Below are 18744 nucleotides of genomic sequence, written 5' to 3'. Positions count from 1 at the left end.
CGGGTCCCCGTTTTTTGTTGCGCTTTTGCGCCAAAAAGCTTGGCGGATGGTGCGCGCTTGCCTAACCCTTTCATCCATGCGCGCCCGAGGCCTTCATTGCTGAACCAGGACATCATCCTTCCGGTGCTGCTCGCTTTGTGGGTCGGGCTGGCGGTCGTGATGACCCTGATCGCGGCGCGGCGCCTCAAGCGAGCGCGCGATATCCTGTCGGCATCGCGCTCGCTCCATGACCTCATCGAACGCTCGCCGGCGCGCGCGGTCGTCTTCGACCCGGGCGGGCGGGTCGAGATGGACAGCCTGTTGCGCGACACCTTGTTGTTGCGAAGCGATCCCGACAGTCTTGCGGCATTGGCAGAGGGAAGCATTATCCCGAGCGAGGAAGTCGAAGCGCTCGCCGCGAGCCTCGACCAGGTGCGCAAAAGCGGCGAACCGCTCGATACGACGATCGAATGCGATGACGGGCGCATCTTCGCGCTGAAGGGTGAGCTGACCGGGGCAGGGGGCACGCCGGGAGCGATTCTCGCCTGGATGATCGACATTAGCGAAGCCGAAGAGCGCAAGCGCCAGCTCGCGCAGCGGCTGACCCAGACCGAAAATGCGCTCGACAGCCTGACGCACCTCATCGAGAGCGCGCCATTCCCGATGTGGTATCGCGGGCCCGATCTCAGCCTCGGGCTTATCAACTCGGCATTCGTGGCCGCCGTGGAGGCCGAGGATGCTGCAGAAGTCATCGCGCGCGGCGTCGAGTTGATCGACGGCACAGGTGAGAAGAGCGCGCGCTCGGGTGCAGTCACGGCGCTCGAAAAGCAGGCACCATATTCGCGCACGCAGCCTGCGACGATTGCCGGTGAACGGCGGATGATGCGCGTAGTCGACGTGCCCTTGCCGACGGGCGCGGTGGCGGGCTTCGCGCTCGACATCCAGGATCTCGAAGACGCGCGCTACGAACTGTCGCAGAATATCCAGTCGCAGCGCGAGCTTGCCGACCGCATGGCGGCGGGTGCGGCGCAATTCGATCCTGATGGTCGCTTGAGCTTCTATAACCAGCCCTTCGCCATCATGAGCCAGCTCGAAACCGAAGAACTAGACGAGGGCATCGAATTCGACCGTCTGCTCGATGCCATGCGCGAAAAGGGCCGGGTGCCCGAAGTGCGCGACTATCCCAGTTGGAAGGTCGAGCGGCGTGGCTGGTTCACTGCGACCGAGGAATTGATCGAGGAAGACTGGATCCTCGCCAATGGTGATCACCTTCGCGTCGTCGGACAGCCACTGCCTAATGGCGGCCTGCGCCTGATCCTTGAGGACCGGACCGAACAGGTGCGCCTCGCCAGTGCCCGGGACACGTTGCTGCGCGTGCGTGCGGCGACGTTCGACAACCTCTTCGAAGTCATCAGCGTGTTCGCCTCGGATGGGCGCCTCTACCTCTGGAATCGTCGCTTCTCGCAGCTGTGGGGATTGGACGAGAGTTGGCTCTCCGAACATCCGCGCGTCGACGAACTCGTCCCGGCCATGGCCAAGAAGCTCGTCAATCCTACCGAAGCGGCGCAGATCCGCGAATTGGTCCGTTCGACTACTTCGAGCGGCCGTCAGTCGGGATCGGGGCGTATCACGCTTACCGACGGTCGCGGCTTCGAATTTGCCGCCGTGCCGCTGCCCGATGGCAATGCGCTCTTCACGATGGTCGATATCACCGACAGCCTGCGCATCGAAGCAGCGCTACGCGAACGCGCCAGCGCACTTGAGGCGGCCGATGCGGTGAAGACCGACTTCGTTGCCAATATGAGCTACGAACTTCGCACCCCGCTCACCTCGATCGGCGGTTTCGGCCAGATGCTGGCAGCAGGCTATGCCGGCGACCTTTCCGACCCCGCCAAGGAATATGTCGAAGCCATCCTCGTCTCGGTCGAGCGTCTGTCGCGCATGGTCGACCGCGTACTCGATCTCACTCGCACCGAAGGCCGCGCACTGCAGTTGGAGCAGGAACGCGTCGATCTTGGCGGCCTCACCAAAACCACGGCGGAAGGCTTCAAGGCACGCGCCAAGGAGCGCGAGCAGTCGCTTAGCCTCGAAATCGAGAAATCTGTCGGCACGGTGACTGGCGATGCGCGTCGCCTTCGCGAAGCGATCGAGAATGTCATCCAGAACGCCGTCACCTATGCCGGAAATGGCGCGACAATCACGGTCAAGGCGGCCGGCAATGACGATAATGCCTTCATTACCATCGTCGACGACGGTCCGGGCATCGATCCGGCCGAGCAGGGGCAGGTGTTCGACCGTTTCCACCGCAACCAAGCTGGTGAGCGCGGTGAGGCGGCGCTCGGCCTTGGCCTGCCGCTCACACGACAGTTTGTGGAAGCCCATGGCGGATCGGTCGAACTGGTGTCCGAGCCTGGCGCGGGCACCGCCGTCACCATGGTCATTCCGCGGAGCAGCAAGTGAGGCTCGCCGACGAAGCGGCGACCCGCGCCATCGGTGCCGAACTCGCCAAGCTGGTACGAGCGGGCGATGTGATCACGCTCTCCGGCGAACTGGGCGTTGGCAAGACAAGTCTCGTCCGCGGCGCGCTCGAGGCGATGGGCCATGAGGGCGAAGTGCCGAGCCCGAGTTTCGCGATCGTCCAACCCTACGAACATCTCGACCCGCCTGTCTGGCATGTCGATCTCTATCGCCTCGAACGCGAATCCGAGTTGATGGAATTGGGTCTCGACGATCTTTCCGACGCAGTCTTGTTCGTCGAATGGCCCGAACAGGCAGGGCGCTGGGACCACGCATTGCAGCTGCGCATCGAGCGCGATGAAGAACAGGGCGTACGCCGCTTGACTTCGACCGTCCCGCCAGCTTGGAAAGAGCGATGGCCGTTCCGATGAAGCCCCCCACAACCGCGCCCCATTTCCTCGCTCAGGCAGGGTGGGAAGGCGCGGAAATCCATCCGCTGGCAGGCGACGCTTCCTTCCGCCGCTATTTTCGTGTCCATCATCCCGATCATGGCGATGCCGTGCTGATGGATGCGCCGCCCGAACATGAGGATTCGCGGCCCTTCATCCAGATTGCCGAACATCTCGATGCTCAGGGCATTCGTGCGCCGCGCATCCTCGCCAAGGATCTCGACGCCGGTTTGCTTCTGCTCGAGGATTTCGGGGACAAAAGGGTGGCACCGGTCCTAGCCAAGGCAGAGGCGGACGAACCCCAAATCTATCGCCAAGCAGTCGATGAGTTGGTGCGCGTTCAGGAAGCGCCGTTGCCCAACGATCTGCCGCTCTATGGTGAAGCCGTCCTGACCCGTGAGGTCGACCTGTTCACCGATTGGTATCTGCCCGCCGTCGGGCAAGGCGAAGTCGATGTGGAAGGCTGGCATGCAGCATGGCGCCAGACATGGAATGACGTGGCAAAGCGCACTGCCGAGCATCCGGTCCTCGTGCTGCGTGACTACCATGCCGACAATCTCATGTTGTTGGACGATGGGCGTCTCGGCTTGCTCGATTTCCAAGACGCGCTGGCCGGTCACGCGGCCTACGATCTCGTTTCGCTGCTACAGGATGCGCGGCGCGATGTGGCGCCGAGCCTCGAAACACAGATGCGCGACCATTTCCTAGATCTCCGCAGCGACCTCGATCGCGATCAATTCCTTGCTGATTACGAGGTGCTCGGCGCGCAGCGAAACGTGAAGATCCTCGGCATCTTCACGCGCCTTTGGAAACGCGACGGCAAGCCCAATTATCTGAAATGGCAGTCGCGCGTCTGGGGTCTGGTTGAACGCAACCTGTCGCATCCCGCGCTTAAGCCTGTGGCGGACTGGTTCGATGCGCATGTCCCGACAGCGCTTCGGGCCGAGGCATGGGAAGAGGAACGCGCATGAACCGGCAGGCCCTGTCCATCCGTCCAGCGGTCGAGGCTGCCATTCCAAAGACCGCGATGGTCATGGCTGCCGGCCTTGGCAAACGCATGCGCCCGCTGACCGCGACACGCCCAAAACCCCTGGTCGAACTGGCCGGAAAGCCGCTCATCGACCATGTCCTCGACCGCTTGCGTGCTGCGGGTGTCGAGCAGGTGGTTGTCAACGTGCACTATCTCGCCGATGCACTGGAGGGCCATCTCGACACCGTCGAAGGCCTCGACATCAAGGTGTCCGACGAACGACGCGAATTACTGGAAACCGGTGGCGGCCTCAAGCAGGCGCTCCCGATGATCGACGCCGATCCCTTTCTCGCGTTGAACAGCGACAATTTCTGGGTCGATGGGCCGTGCGATAGTCTGGCGCTGCTCGCCAGCCATTGGGATGATGAGCGGATGGATGCGCTGCTCCTGCTGGTGCCGCATGCACGAGCGCATAATCATAATGGGGCGGGCGACTTTCATTTGGACCGTGAAGGCCGTGTTTCGCGCCGTGCGCGGTGCAAGATCGCGCCCTACGTGTTCACCGGTATCCAGATCATGTCGAAACGCCTGCTGCGCGATGCGCCGGATGGTGCCTTCTCGACCAATATCCTGTGGGACCGTGCGATCGAGGAAGGGCGCCTGTTCGGGGCCGTGCATCAGGGCCTCTGGTTCGATGTCGGGACGCCGCGAGCCATCACGCAGACCGAGATCCTATTGCTCGATGAGTAGAGATGAAGCGGGCGATCCCGCCGTCTTCTCAATCCCTCCACATCGCAGCTTCGTCGATGCGCTCGCCGCCGGGCTGATTGCCAAGCATGGGCATGATCCCATGTCATTGGCGCGCGGCGCGGTGCTGGTACCGACCAATCGTGCAGCGCGCAGTTTGCGCGACGCCTTCGTCCGGGCAGCAGGCGAAGGGACACTGCTGCCCCGCCTCGTGCCCATCGGCGACCCGGAATTGGGCGATCGGCTCGGCACTGCGTTGGACCCGCTGGACGGCGATCCAGTGCCACCGGCAATCGATCCCGAAGAGCGCTTGTTCCTGCTGGCGTCCATCCTGTCGCGGGGGCGCGAGGAGGGGACCGTCGCTGCATTGAAGGAGGCCGCCGACCTCGCGCGCACGCTTGACCAGCTAACGGTGGAGCAGGTTAGCCCTCGCGAGCTCTTGGCGCTCCGCCAAGAGAGCCAGCAGTTGGAAGCGCACTGGCAGCGCCTGTTCGAGAAACTCGGGCTGATCGTCGATGCCTGGCCTGAATTGCTGGCTGAACGCGGGCGGATCGACCTGGCCGAGCGTCGTAATCGCCTGCTGGGCGCCCTAAGCGATCGCTGGAAGGCATCGCCGCCGACCGGTTATGTGGTCGCCGCAGGTATCACGACCACGGCACCTGCTGTCGCAATACTCCTCGGCACGATTGCTCGGTTGCCCGACGGCATGATCGTGCTGCCCGCGCTGGCACGTGAACGCGACATGCCGGAAGAGGAATGGGCGGCGCTCAAGCCCAAGGATCGCGAGGATGGTGTGAGTGTGCCTTCCACAACGATGCTGGCGCATCCGCAATATCATCTCCGATTGCTCCTCGACCGCATGAAGGTGGGACGCGGGGAAGTCCGCGAATGGCATCGGCGTGGTGAAGCTGCGTCAGCGCCCGAGCGCAGCCGTGCCGTCACCAACGCGCTTGCTGCTGCGCGCTTCACAGACAAGTGGCAGCAACTTGAAGCCATCGACCGGCGCTTGGGTCAGGGTGTGAAGGCCGCCATCTTCCCCGATCCGGCTAGCGAGGCGATGGGCATCGCCATTCGCTTGCGCGAGGTTTTAGAAACGCCGGGCAAGACCGCAGCTCTGGTGACTCCGGACCGCATGTTGGCGCGCCGGGTGAGCGCGATCCTGAAGCGCTGGAAAGTGGATGCCGATGACAGTGCCGGCGATCCGCTCGAGCAAACCACGCCTGCCATCCTGTTGCAGCATCTCATGTCCTTGGCCGAAGAGGATGTGAGCCCAATCACGCTCCTGTCGCTGCTCAAGCATCCGCTAGTCGGTGGCGATGGGCCGGCGCGCGGCGACTGGCTCCGCGATGTCAGGCGGCTCGACCTCGCGCTTCGCGGCCCGCGCCCGCCTGCGGGCCTGGACGGCATCGAGACAATGTTGCGTAGCGATGCCGACCGCGAGGCGTGGGGCCGATTGCGTCCGCCCGTCGAACAGGCAATCGATTTGCTGCGCGGCGCGAGGAGCATCAGCGAAATTGCCGGGGCGCTTCGCGAAGCGGGGCATGTGCTTGCGGGCGACCGTCTCTGGCAGGGTGCGGCCGGGCGCGAATTGTCGGTCTGGATCGAGCGCATCGAGAATACGGCAGGCAGCGACCAGCTTGTTCTGGCGAAGAATGAGCAGCTTGCGGGCATTCGTGCCTTGATGTCGGGCGCGCGTGTGCGGCCGCCCTATCAAGGCCATCCCCGCATCCAGATACTCGGTTTGCTCGAAGCGCGCTTGCTGCAGTCGGACGTGATGATACTGGGCGGCCTGAACGAAGGTGTTTGGCCTGCCGATAGCGGTACCGACCCATGGCTGGCGCCACGCCTGCGCCGCATTCTCGGTCTTCCCGGGCTGGATTATCGCATCGGCCTTGCCGGTCATGATTTCATGAGTACGCTGGGGGCGCCCGAGGTGCTGCTGACGCGGGCCGTGCGCGATCGGTCGGCGCCGACCATTGCCTCGCGTTTCCTTCTACGGCTCGAAGCGATGAGTGCCGGCCTGCCACGCGATGACGAACTGGTCGAATTGGCCCAGGCTATCGACCGTCCCGGCACCCACGAACCCGTCAAGCGACCCATGCCGCTGGTCCCGGCCGAGCACCGACCGCGCAAGCTGCCCGTCACGGCAGTCGAGAAACTGCGTGCCGATCCCTACGCTTTCTATGCGCAACGCATCCTGGGCCTGCGTGCCCTCGATCCGGTCGAGAGCCGCCAGATTGCGGCCTGGCAGGGCAATCGCGTCCATGACCTGTTCGATGAATGGTTCAAGCAGGATGGGCCCGATCCGGACACCATCATGCCGCGCCTCGAAAGGATGTTGGCCGACGATGCGATCCACCCGATGCTGCGTGCTCTATGGGGCCCGCGTTTGCGTGAAGGGGCCGAATATGTTGCGCAGCAAATCGCGGCAGACATTGCAGCAAATCGCGTGCCTGCCGCGACCGAACTCAAGGGCGAGGCGGTGCTGCACGGGGTGACATTGTACGGCATTGCGGATCGCATCGATCGATGTGCCAACGGCTCGCCCGCAATCATCGACTACAAAACCGGTGGCTCACCCAAACGCGACGCATTGAAAGCGGGTTTCGCGCTACAGCTGGGACTGTTGGGCCTGATCGCCGAGGCAGGGGGCTTCGAGACCGGGCAGGGCACCCCTGCAGCGCTGGAATATTGGAAGCTGGCAAAGGAACGCGGCACGTTCGGCTCGCGGCTTGCGGCCAACGAAGGCGACGTCCAAGACTATCTCGCGGAAACCGATGCACATCTCAAGCGGCTCGTGGCCGACTATCTCGCTGGCTACGAACCGTTCACGGCGAAGCTCAACCCCGCTTACGCCCCGTATCGGGACTATGACCAATTGATGCGCCTGGAGGAATGGTATGGCCGCGGCGCCTGAGCTCGACCTACGCCTTGGGGCCCTTCTTGCGGCGATTGGCATAGAGGAGCGCGGCCACGATGGCGGCCGAGCCTATGCCGACGGCAACGCCGGCTTTCTTGATGGCTTTGTCACGCTTCTGCTTCGACTCTGCGTCGGTCTTTTTCTCGCTCATGGAGGCCATGTAGGCGCGGGATCGGTGGTTGCAAAGGGGCAAAGCGGCGAGGTGCGGGCATGAGCGGGATCGATCGCCTCCACCCGTTGATGGGCACGCAAGACCGGGCCTCCAACCCGTCGGGCCATGCTGCATTGTCGGCCTCTGCCGGGACCGGGAAAACGCATGTGCTGACATCGCGCGTGCTGCGGCTATTGCTGCGCGGCGTGTCGCCCGGCGCCATCCTGTGCCTGACCTTCACCAAGGCGGCCGCCGCAGAGATGGCTGAACGCATTTCCTCGCGGCTCGCCGATTGGGTGCGCCTCGACGAACAGAAGTTGCGTGCCGATCTTGCCGCCCTCAACGAGCCGACCGATGCCGATACGCAGGCGCGGGCGCGTCGGCTGTTCGCCGAATTGCTCGATACCCCGGGCGGCCTGCGCATCCAGACGATCCACGCTTTCTCGCAGAGCCTGCTCGCATCCTTTCCCGCCGAAGCCGGCATTGCGCCCGGCTTTGAGGCCATCGACGATCAGGCCGCGGACGAACTTGCAGAACAGGTCCTCGCCGATCTGGCCGCGAGCGCAGAGACTTCGCCCCGTCCCGAGGATCGCCAGTTCCTCGACGATCTCGCAACGATGAGCCTGCGCATGGGTCAGGATGCGGCGACCGGGTATCTGCGCAGTGCGGCAGGGCATGCGCGGGCATTCGAGAAACTGGCTCTAGAAGGTGACCCGGAACGTTGGCTTCGTGCCCTTGCGGACTTGCCGGAAACCGGCGATCCCGACGCCATTCTGGCGCAGCGGATTGCGCAGATCGATGGCGGCCTGTTCGACCGGATGATCGCGGCGCACGAGGGCTGGGCGACAAAAACAGGTGCGGCGGCGGCGGCGCGGCTGCGGGAGTTCAGTGAGGCATCGGCTGCAAAGCGGGTCGCGTTGTTGCCCAAGCTTGCGTCCGGCATCGTCACTGGCGAAGGCAATCTCGCCAAGAACGGTCCCAAGGACGAACACTATCCCGCCGACGCCGAGCAATTCCGCGAATGGTGGTTGCCGCTCGTGCGTCTGGGTCCTGTGCTGGAATGGACGCGCGATGCCGGGGCGAGCCTTCGCGCGGCTTCGCGTTTCGTTTCCGCTTACGCGCAGGCAAAGCGGGCGCGCGGGCTTGCCGACTTTTCCGATTTGATCGACTGGACGCTTCGACTGCTCGATCAGCCAGGCATTGGCGAATGGGTTCGCTTCAAGCTCGACCAGCGGATCGATCATGTCCTCGTCGATGAGGCGCAGGATACCAATGCCGACCAATGGGCGATCATCCAGGCGCTGGTGGACGAATATTTCACCGGTGACAGCGAGGTCGAGGAGCGCTTTCGCACGCTCTTCATGGTCGGCGATTTCAAGCAGGCCATCTATGGCTTCCAAGGCTCCGACCCGCAGCAATTCGATGCAGCCCGCGCGCGGTTCAAAGAGCTTGCCGATGCAAATATCGCGGCGGCCAACGAGAACGATGATCCGCTGGCCTTCGAGGAATTGCAGGTCGGGACGAGCTTCCGCTCTGCGCCCGCCATTCTCGATCTCGTGAATGCGACGATTGCGCATATCCGGCCCGAGACGATGGGCCTTGCCGACATGCCGGCACCGCATCGCGTCAGCGACCGCATGGAGGACGTGAGAAGCCGCGTCGAATTGTGGCCGCCATTCGTGCTGGAAGAAGATGACGAAGACGCGGTTGGCGGCGAGGAGAATTGGACCGACAAGCGGGACCGCGCCTTCGCCGGGGCCATGGCCGATGCGGTCAAGAAGATGGTCGATGAGGAGGGCGTCCAGCCCGGCGATATCATGATCCTCCTTCGGCGACGCAGCGAGCTTGCCTCGTTGATCGTCGCTCGGCTTTTCGCGGCAGGTGTACCGGTTGCAGGCATCGACCGTCTCTTTCTCGCGCGACCTCTGGCGGTCCAGGACCTGCTCGCAGCCATGCGGTTTGCCAGCCAACCCCGTGATGACCTCTCGCTTGCCTGCTTGCTGGTCGGGCCGCTGTTCGGATGGTCGCAGGAGCGACTGCAGGAGCTGGCAATCGGACGCGAGGGGACGTTGTGGGACGCCCTTCGCCGGGATGATGGAGAGGATGCCAGGACGGCTGTCGAAGGTCTGTCGCGCATGCTGGCGATGGCGGATTATGTCGGGCCTGCAATTTTCCTGGAGACCATCCTGTCCGGTCCGCTCGATGGGCGGCGCAAGCTGATGAAACGCCTCGGCGAGGAGGCGCGCGATCCGATCGACGAATTGCTCGGGCAGGCACTAGATTTCGAAGCGCGCGAGACGGCCTCGCTCGACGCCTTCCTCGACCGCATGTCGAGCGATGATACCGAGATTAAACGTGAGTCTGCAGGGGTAGGCGACCAGGTGCGCGTCATGACCGTGCACGGCTCTAAGGGGCTGGAGGCGCCCGTTGTCATCCTTGGCGACGCGACCTGGGACCCGGACCAGGGCGGGGTCTATGGCCCGGTGCAATTCGAACTCGATCCGGTGGGGCGCCTGCCGATCATCAGGCCGAGCAAGAGCCGCAACGAACTCACCGCTCCGTTCGAGCAGCAGATGGAGGTGATCGAGGCGAAGGAGCGCGAGGAGCATTGGCGACTGCTTTACGTCGCCATGACCCGCGCCGAGCATCGCCTGATCGTGGCCGGCACGATGCCGCGCCCGCGCAGCGTCAACAAACCCGCCAAGGTGTCGGACGAAAGCTGGCACGCACAGGTGCGCCAGACCATGGAAGGAATGGAGGACACGGTCTCGATTCCCGCGCCGTGGGAAGGGGAACAGGAAGGCCTTGCCCTTTCGCGAGGGTCTCGTGTGCCTGGAGGACGTAGGTCGAGTGCGACGAGCGAGCCGACCGACCTGCCGGCCTGGCTGCGTGACCCGGCGCCGCAGGAAGCGCGCCCGCCGCGCCCGCTTTCCCCGTCGGCCATCGAGGGCGAAGATGAACTGACATTCCCGCCGATGGACGCATCGCAGCAACAGGCGGCGCGTCGCGGCACGTTGATCCACGCCTTGCTGGAGCGCCTTCCGCAGGTTGAAGCGGCGGACCGACGCGATCGGGCCCATGCATGGCTCGAACATAGTCACGCAGTGGTCGACATTGCTGAACGAGAAGCCCTCATCGATGCGGCCCTCGGCGTGATCGAGGACGATCGGTTCGCCCATCTGTTCGGACCGGGCTCGCTCGCCGAGGCACCGCTTGCTGCGACGCTCGAAGATGGCCGGGTCATCGCGGGGACGGTCGACCGACTGCTGGTCACCGACGACGGGGTCGACGTGATCGATTACAAAACCGGGCTCAACATCCCTGCGAGCGTCGATGAGATCCCGCGCGCCTATCGAGCGCAAATGAAGGCTTATGCCGACGCGCTCGCCGTCATTTTCCCCGGAAAGAAGGTGCGCGCGCATCTTCTTTATAGCGCCGGCCCGACCCTCCTGACGCTCGATTGAGGCGCGTCGCGAGCGACATCCCTTGAGCATTGGGGGCGAGCGCCCCATATGGCGGGTCAAGCAAACAAATTTGGAGATTGATCATCATGGCCACTACCGCCGTCACCGACCAGAGCTTCGAAGCCGACGTTCTTAAGTCCGACAAGCCCGTGCTCGTCGATTTCTGGGCGGAATGGTGCGGTCCGTGCCGCATGATCGCGCCGGCGCTGGAAGAGATTTCGGAAGAGCTGGGCGAGAAGCTGACGATTGCTAAGATCAATATCGACGAAAACCCGGAAACACCCGGCCGCTATGGCGTGCGCGGCATTCCGACCATGGTGCTGTTCAAGAATGGCGAAGCGGTAGCCCAGAAAGTGGGCGCCGCGCCGCGTGGCCAGATCCAGCAATGGGTCGAAAGCGCCCTCTAAGCGCAAGCCTTGTTTGATTGACGAATGGTCGGGTCGTGCCTACATCGCGCCCGACCATTTTTCTTATTATCGCGGCCAGTTCGTGAAGTCTGCCGCGACAGCGAAACACACTAGGGAAACTCCATGATTGCCGGCCTCGCCAAATCGCTCTTCGGTTCGTCCAACGACCGTTATGTCGCCAAGCTGCGCAAGATCGTCGACACGATCAACGGCCACGAGCCGACCTACGAGGCCATGAGCGACGAGGAATTGCAGGGTATGACCCAGCAGTTCCGCGACCGCCACGAGGCTGGCGAGAGCCTGGACGACCTGCTGCCCGAAGCCTTTGCGGTGGTTCGCGAGGCGGCGAAGCGTACGCTGGGCCAGCGTCACTATGACGTTCAGATGATCGGCGGCATCGCGCTGCATCGCGGCGAGATTGCCGAAATGCGTACGGGTGAGGGCAAGACCCTCGTCTCGACGCTGGCGGCCTATCTCAATGCCATTCCCGGCAAGGGCGTCCATGTCGTCACCGTCAACGACTATCTGGCCAAGCGCGACGCCGAATGGATGGGACAGGTCCACCAGTTCCTAGGCCTGACCGTCGGCGTCATCATCCCCAACATGATGGAGCATGATCGCCGCGAGGCCTATAAGGCGGATATCACTTACGCGACCAATAACGAGCTCGGCTTCGATTATCTTCGCGATAACATGAAGATGAGCCGCGCTCAGATGGTCCATCGCCCGTTCAGTTATGCGATCGTCGACGAAGTGGACTCGATCCTCATCGACGAAGCACGTACACCGCTCATCATTTCGGGTCCCACCGAGGACAAGTCCGAACTCTATGTCACCATCGACGCGCTGGTGAAGACGCTGGTGGAAGAGGATTGGGAGAAGGACGAGAAGCAGCGCAGCGTTGTCCTCACCGAAGACGGTACCGAGAAGATGGAGCGCCTGCTCGAGCGCGAGGGTCTCATCGAGGGCACCAACCTCTATGACGTCGTCAACACGCAGGTCGTGCACCACGTCCAGCAGGCCCTGAAGGCCAACGTCCTGTTCAAGAAGGACACCGACTATGTCGTGAAGGACGACAAGGTCGTGATCATCGACGAATTTACCGGCCGCATGATGGACGGTCGCCGCTGGTCCGACGGCCTGCACCAGGCGGTCGAGGCCAAGGAAGGTGTGAAGATCGAGCCGGAGAACCAGACGCTCGCCTCGATCACCTTCCAGAACTATTTCCGCATGTATCCCAAACTGTCGGGCATGACCGGTACGGCGCTCACCGAGGCTCCCGAATTTGCCGACATCTACGGCATGAACGTCGTCTCGATCCCGACCAACCTCCCGATCCAGCGGATCGACGAGGAAGACGAATTCTACAAGACGATGAGCGACAAGTTCGACGCCATCGCCAAGGAGATCAAGGAACGCCAGGACGCCGGTCAGCCGGTGCTGGTTGGTACGGTCTCGATCGAAAAGTCCGAAATGCTCGCCGAATATCTCGCCAAGCGCGGGATCGAGCATAGCGTCCTCAACGCCCGCTTCCACGAAAAGGAAGCGCATATCGTCGCGCAGGCCGGCCGCATCGGCGCGGTGACGGTCGCCACCAACATGGCGGGCCGCGGCACCGACATTCAGCTGGGCGGCAATGTCGAATTCCGCATCGAGGACGAGCTCGGCGAGATGGAAGACGGTCCGGCCAAGGACAAGGCGATCGAAAAGATCAAGGAAGAGGTCGCGGCCGAACGCCAGCAGGTGAAGGATAATGGCGGCCTGTTCATTCTCGCCACCGAGCGTCACGAAAGCCGCCGCATCGACAACCAGCTGCGCGGTCGTGCCGGTCGCCAGGGCGATCCCGGCGTCTCGCGCTTCTACCTCAGCCTCGACGACGACCTGCTGCGCATCTTCGGTCCGCAGGCGGCCTTTGCCAAGCTGATGAACAAGAACCTCAAAGATGGTGAGGCGATCACCCATCCGTGGATTTCGAAAGCCATCGAGACCGCGCAGAAGAAGGTCGAGGCGCGCAACTACGACATCCGCAAGCAGGTCGTCGAATTCGATGACGTGATGAACGACCAGCGCAAGGTCATCTACGAGATGCGCGCCGATGTCATGGATGCCGAAACCGTCGGCGATATCGTCGAGGAATTCCGCGAAGACACGGTCGACGCGCTCGTCCATCATTACGCCCCGCCGGGTAGCTTCCCCGAGCAGTGGGACGTCGATGGCCTCAAGGAAGGCATCAAGGACGTCCTCGACATCGACGCGCCGGTCGAACAGTGGATCGAGGAAGATACGGTCGAGCAGGAAATCTTCATCGACCGCCTCATCGCGATGGCCTCCGAGAAGATGGACGAGAAGCTCAAGGATCTCGAGAGTGAGCGCTGGGCGCAGGCTGAGAAGCAGGTCCTCATCCAGGCGCTCGATACGCACTGGAAGGAGCATCTCGCGACGCTCGACAGCCTTCGCCAGGTCGTCCACCTGCGCTCCTACGCGCAGAAGAAGCCGATCGACGAGTATAAGAAGGAGGCCTTCCTGCTGTTCGAGCATCTCATGGTGACGATCCGCGAAGAAGTGACCAAGACGCTGCTGAAGGCCAAGATCCAGGTCGAGCCGCCGAAGGCGCCGCCGGTCGAGCAGGCGCTGCCCGACTTCATCACCAGCCATTTCGACCCGCTGTCGGGCGACGACAACACGGCTGATATCGACGCCGCCACCGGTGCGATCCGCTCGAGCCTGCCGCCGCGACAGAGCCCGCAGCCGGATGCACCGAAGGCCGTGATGGACGCCGCACCCGAAGGCGAATTCACGCCCCCGTCGAGCCGCAATGCGCCGTGTCCCTGTGGTTCGGGACGCAAGTACAAGCATTGCCATGGCGCGCTCGTCTGAGGCGCCGCGGATGAGCGGGATCGACCGGGCTGAGCTTCGCAAGGCCTATCGGGCCGAAGAGAATGCTATCGTAGCCGAGCGCATCGAGCAGGCGCGGCTCATTGCCGGACAGGCCGAAGAGGCCGAAGCCATGGCGGCCAGCCTCATCAAGGCGATGCGCGAGCATAAGCCCGTCGGCATCGACGCCTTCATGCAGGCCTATGACCTCGGTTCGGACGAGGGCATTGCGCTGATGTGCCTTGCCGAGGCGCTGCTGCGCGTTCCAGATGCCGAGACCATCGACGACCTCATCCACGATAAGCTGGCTGGTCCCGACTGGGCCGAAAAGCTCGGCAGCTCGCGCTCGACCTTCGTCAATGCGGCGACATTCTCGCTGCTGATGACGGGCAAGGTGCTCGAGGAAGCAAATGATACGGCGGAAGGCTGGCGGTCCGCGGTGGGCCGTGCGGTCGGCCGACTTGGCGAGCCCGTCATCCGCAAGGCCGTTGGCCAGGCCATGAAGATCCTCGGCAAGCAGTTCGTGTTCGGGCGGAGCATCGACGAAGCGCTGAAGCGCGCTGCGCCCGAAATGAAGCGCGGTCTCAGCCACAGCTTCGACATGCTCGGCGAAGCGGCAATGACGCATTTCGATGCGCACCGCTATGCTAGGGCCTATGAGGCTGCCATCGACCGCCTCGCGCAGGAAGGGCGCCGCGACACGTTCCACGGTGCGCCGGGTATTTCGGTGAAACTCTCAGCGCTCCATCCGCGCTATGAATGGGCGCATGCCGAAGAAGCCAAGGCGGCGATCCTGCCGGTCCTGCGCAATCTTGCTGCAAAGGCGGCCAAGGCGAACGTGCATCTGACGGTCGATGCCGAAGAAGCCGATCGCCTCGAACTCAGCCTCGACCTGATCGAAGCGATCGCTGCGGACGACGAGCTGTTCGCTGATGGCTGGGAAGGCTTCGGCCTCGCCATCCAGGCCTACCAGAAGCGCGGCGTGCACGTCTCGCAATGGGCCGTCGATGTGGCGCGCAAATATCGCCGCAAGCTGTTCGTGCGCCTCGTTAAGGGCGCCTATTGGGATACCGAGATCAAGGCCGCGCAGGTTGCCGGCCTAGAAGATTATCCGGTCTTCACGCGCAAGCTGGCGACCGACGTCTCCTATCTCGCTTGTGCGAAGGTGTTGCTCGCCGCGCCCGAGGCTGTCTTCCCGGCTTTCGCGACGCATAACGCCAATACGATCGGCGCGATCAAGGCGCTGGCAGGGCCGCGTCCCGGAAATCCCGGCTTCGAATTCCAGCGACTGCACGGCATGGGTGACGAGCTCTATACCGAGCTCCACGCGCTCGAAGAGAATATCGGTGAGCAGCCGAGCCCGGTGCGGATCTACGCGCCGGTCGGCAGTCACAAAGAGTTGCTCGCTTACCTCGTGCGCCGCCTCCTGGAAAACGGCGCCAATTCGAGCTTCGTCAATCGCATCGCCGATGACCGTGTCAGCGTCGATGAACTGGTCCGCGATCCGGTTTCGCTGATGGATAGCATTGAGCCCAAGCGTAATCCGGCCATCCCGCTGCCCGACCAGATTTTTGGTCTCGGCCGCAAGAATAGCGCTGGCGTCGACCTCAGCGATCCGCTGGTGCGCGAACCGCTGATGGAGCGTCTTCACGCGCTTTCGTCCAAAACGTATGAAGCCCAACCGACCGAAGAAGCGATGGGCGAGCATCCGGTGCGCCGCATCACCAGCCCGCATGACGACCGCATCGAAGTCGGAATCGCGCATGAGGCCACCGAAGGTGCGATCGACCGCGCAATGGAAGCTGCCGCCAAGGCGCAGGTAGGCTGGGACCAGCTAGGCGGTGAAAAGCGCGCGCAGCTGCTCGACAAGGCCGCAGACCTGTTCGAGGAGCATGCCGAGACCTTCTTCTCGCTGTGCATCCGCGAAGCCGGCAAAACGCTGCCCGATGCGATCCTCGAAGTTCGCGAAGCGGTCGATTTCCTGCGTTATTATGCGAGCGAGGCGCGCGCCAAATTCACCCATCCGACCCCGCTGCCGGGGCCGACGGGCGAGCAGAACGAGCTGCGCCTGCATGGCCGCGGCATCTGGACGTGCATCAGCCCGTGGAACTTCCCGCTGGCCATCTTCACCGGCCCCGTCGCCGCAGCGCTCGCCGCCGGCAATGCGGTCATGGCCAAGCCTGCGGAGCAGACCCCGCTGATCGCCGACTATGCCATCTGGCTGATGCACCAGGCGGGGATTCCGCGCGAGATCGTCCAGCTCATGCCGGGCGACGGCAAGGTAGGCGCTGCCTTGGTCAGCCACCCGCTGACGGCGGGCGTCGCCTTTACCGGCTCGACCGAAACGGCGCGGATCATCAACCGCACCATCGCCGACCGCCAGGACGGCCCGATCGTGCCGCTGATCGCCGAAACGGGCGGGCAGAATGCGATGATCGTGGACAGTTCGGCCTTGCCCGAACAGGTGACCCGCGACGTGGTCGCCTCGAGCTTCCAGTCGGCCGGCCAGCGTTGTTCGGCGCTGCGTGTCCTCTATATCCAGGAAGATGTCGCCGACGAGATGATCCGCATGATCGGCGGCGCACTGGAAGCGCAGACGATCGGTGATCCGCGCGAACTGACGACCGATGTCGGCCCGGTGATCGATGCGCAGGCGCGCCAGGCGCTGCGCCGCCATCTCGACTGGCTCGACCATCACGCGGTCCGCATTGTTCGTCGTGATATTCCCGAAGAGAGCGACGCGCACGGCTATTATGTGTCGCCGAGCATCTACGAGATCGAGCATCTGTCACAGCTGATCGGCGAGAATTTCGGCCCGATCCTGCACATCATTCGCTGGAAAGCGGGCGAGCTCGACAAGGTGGTCGAGGCGATCAACGGTACGGGCTACGGCCTGACGTTGGGCCTGCAGAGCCGCATCGACCTCAATCGTCGCTATGTCGAAAAGCATGCGCGCGTCGGCAACCTCTACGTCAACCGCAACCAGATCGGCGCAGTCGTCGAATCGCAGCCGTTCGGCGGCGAGGGGCTGAGCGGGACGGGTCCGAAAGCCGGCGGCCCGCACTATGTCGAACGCTTCGCGACCGAACGCGTGACCTGCATCGACACGACCGCCGCAGGCGGCAATGCGAGCTTGATGGCGAGTTTGGAGGGTTAGAGGCTGAAGGCGTCAGGGCGGCCTGACCCCGTCGGTCCTGTCGCTACGCGCAGAACGTCCGCACGCGCCAGCTCTCATGCAACGACGCTCACTGCGTTCGCTGTCGTTCCATTCGGTGGCTTGTGAGAAAAATGGCTCCCCGAGTTGGATTCGAACCAACGACCAAGTGATTAACAGTCACCTACTCTACCGCTGAGCTATCGGGGAGCAGCCCGAAGGCAGTGGCAGGGCGTATACCGCACTCGCGGCATGATGCAAGCGGGTTTTTTAGCCGACTTCGAATTGTTCGAGAGCGATGCGTTCGTCGAGCGCATGGTTGGGATCGAACAGCAAGGTTAGGGGCCGGCTGCGGTCGAGGCTAACCTCGACGCTTTCCACATCACGCACCTCGAACTGGTCGGCAACCGCGGAAACCGGGCGGTCTTCGGGGGTCAGGACGCGGAAGCGCACCGCCGTATCCTCGGGCAGGATCGCCCCGGGCCAGCGGCGCGGGCGAAACGGGCTGATCGGCGTGAGCGCGAGCATGTTCGCCGACAAGGGAAGGATCGGGCCGCCGGCAGAGAGGTTGTAGGCCGTCGAGCCCGCAGGCGTCGCCACCATCACGCCGTCGCTGACCAATTCCTCCAGCGCGAGCCGTCCGGCGACCTCGATCTCGATCTTCGCGGTGCGTCCCGTCTCGCGCAGCAGCGATATTTCGTTGATGGCGGGCCGCGTGACCTCTTCGCCATGGACGGTCCGCGCGACCATCTTCAAGGGAAGGATGTCGATCGGTTTGGCCTTGGAAATACGCTCCATAAGGCCATTTTCGGCCCATGGGTTCATCAGGAAGCCAAAGGTGCCGCGGTTCATGCCGAAGACCGGGCGCATCGGCATGTCTTCTTCCAGCATCTGGTGAAGCGTGCGCAGCATGAACCCATCGCCGCCCAGTGCAAGGACGGTATCGGACTGCTCGACGGGTACGAAATCATAGCTGGAACGCAGCAATTCTGCGGATTCCTGCGCCGATTGCTTGCTCGACACGGCTAGTCCGATCCGCATTTCCTGGCTCATGAAATCCCCTTCGCGCCCTGACATGTCGCCCTGCTTAGCGGGGAGGGGGTGCCAGCGCTACTGTCTCAGAAAGGGGCAATGCCGCCACGGGCCTTTCGTTCCGCGGCCGAAAAGCGCAA

General features: G+C 63.4%; 11 protein-coding genes and 1 tRNA gene. 9 read left to right on the top strand and 3 right to left on the bottom strand.

Annotated features, from left to right (window positions below):
- Nucleotides 1-96 precede the first annotated feature (96 nt).
- Genes NDO55_RS12060 through addB form a run of 5 tightly spaced genes read left to right on the top strand, consistent with a single transcriptional unit; the run spans nt 97 to nt 7519 of the window.
- Nucleotides 97-2439 (top strand): sensor histidine kinase, encoded by a 2343-nt coding sequence (locus NDO55_RS12060; RefSeq protein WP_252112471.1) that lies wholly within the window; start codon nt 97-99, stop codon nt 2437-2439.
- Complete coding sequence (gene tsaE, locus NDO55_RS03515) at nt 2436-2867, top strand: tRNA (adenosine(37)-N6)-threonylcarbamoyltransferase complex ATPase subunit type 1 TsaE (RefSeq protein WP_252112469.1); 432 nt, start codon at nt 2436-2438, stop codon at nt 2865-2867. Before NDO55_RS12060 ends, tsaE begins: the two co-directional genes overlap by 4 nt.
- On the top strand, nt 2852-3856 hold the full coding sequence (locus tag NDO55_RS03510) for an aminoglycoside phosphotransferase family protein (RefSeq protein WP_425276877.1): 1005 nt from the start codon (nt 2852-2854) through the stop codon (nt 3854-3856). Before tsaE ends, NDO55_RS03510 begins: the two co-directional genes overlap by 16 nt.
- Nucleotides 3853-4605, top strand: a complete 753-nt coding sequence (locus NDO55_RS03505; RefSeq protein WP_252112467.1) for a nucleotidyltransferase family protein — start codon at nt 3853-3855, stop codon at nt 4603-4605. The genes NDO55_RS03510 and NDO55_RS03505 overlap by 4 nt, the downstream gene beginning before the upstream one ends.
- Nucleotides 4598-7519 (top strand): double-strand break repair protein AddB, encoded by a 2922-nt coding sequence (gene addB, locus NDO55_RS03500; protein WP_252112465.1) that lies wholly within the window; start codon nt 4598-4600, stop codon nt 7517-7519. The genes NDO55_RS03505 and addB overlap by 8 nt, the downstream gene beginning before the upstream one ends.
- A 7-nt stretch (nt 7520-7526) precedes the next feature.
- Here the strand turns inward: addB and NDO55_RS03495 are convergent, their stop codons facing one another.
- A complete protein-coding gene (locus NDO55_RS03495; protein ID WP_252112463.1) occupies nt 7527-7673 on the bottom strand; it encodes a hypothetical protein in 147 nt (48 codons plus the stop codon).
- Nucleotides 7674-7732: 59 nt separating this feature from the next.
- Between NDO55_RS03495 and addA the strand changes: the two genes are divergently transcribed.
- The 4 genes from addA (at nt 7733) to putA (ending at nt 17575) form a co-directional block, all read left to right on the top strand.
- Nucleotides 7733-11137, top strand: a complete 3405-nt coding sequence (gene addA / locus NDO55_RS03490; protein WP_252112461.1) for a double-strand break repair helicase AddA — start codon at nt 7733-7735, stop codon at nt 11135-11137.
- A gap of 86 nt (nt 11138-11223) precedes the next feature.
- A complete protein-coding gene (gene trxA, locus NDO55_RS03485; RefSeq protein WP_252112459.1) occupies nt 11224-11544 on the top strand; it encodes a thioredoxin TrxA in 321 nt (106 codons plus the stop codon).
- Nucleotides 11545-11667: 123 nt separating this feature from the next.
- Complete coding sequence (gene secA, locus NDO55_RS03480; RefSeq protein ID WP_252112457.1) at nt 11668-14421, top strand: preprotein translocase subunit SecA; 2754 nt, start codon at nt 11668-11670, stop codon at nt 14419-14421.
- 10 nt (nt 14422-14431) lie between these two features.
- Nucleotides 14432-17575, top strand: coding sequence for a bifunctional proline dehydrogenase/L-glutamate gamma-semialdehyde dehydrogenase PutA (gene putA, locus NDO55_RS03475; RefSeq protein WP_252112455.1), 3144 nt, complete (start codon nt 14432-14434; stop codon nt 17573-17575).
- 132 nt (nt 17576-17707) lie between these two features.
- On the opposite strand, the gene NDO55_RS03470 is transcribed toward putA, so the two are convergent.
- Nucleotides 17708-17782: transfer RNA gene (locus NDO55_RS03470), tRNA-Asn, on the bottom strand.
- 60 nt (nt 17783-17842) lie between these two features.
- Nucleotides 17843-18625 carry an NAD kinase gene (locus tag NDO55_RS03465; RefSeq protein WP_252112453.1) on the bottom strand — a complete coding sequence of 261 codons (783 nt, stop codon included), beginning with the start codon at nt 18623-18625 and terminating at the stop codon, nt 17843-17845.
- Nucleotides 18626-18744: the final 119 nt, after the last annotated feature.

The organism is Sphingomicrobium sediminis, assembly GCF_023805295.1.
Lineage (GTDB): Bacteria > Pseudomonadota > Alphaproteobacteria > Sphingomonadales > Sphingomonadaceae > Sphingomicrobium > Sphingomicrobium sediminis.
Note: the sequence above shows the minus strand (reverse complement) of the source record. Positions and strands in the feature narration are given on the sequence as shown.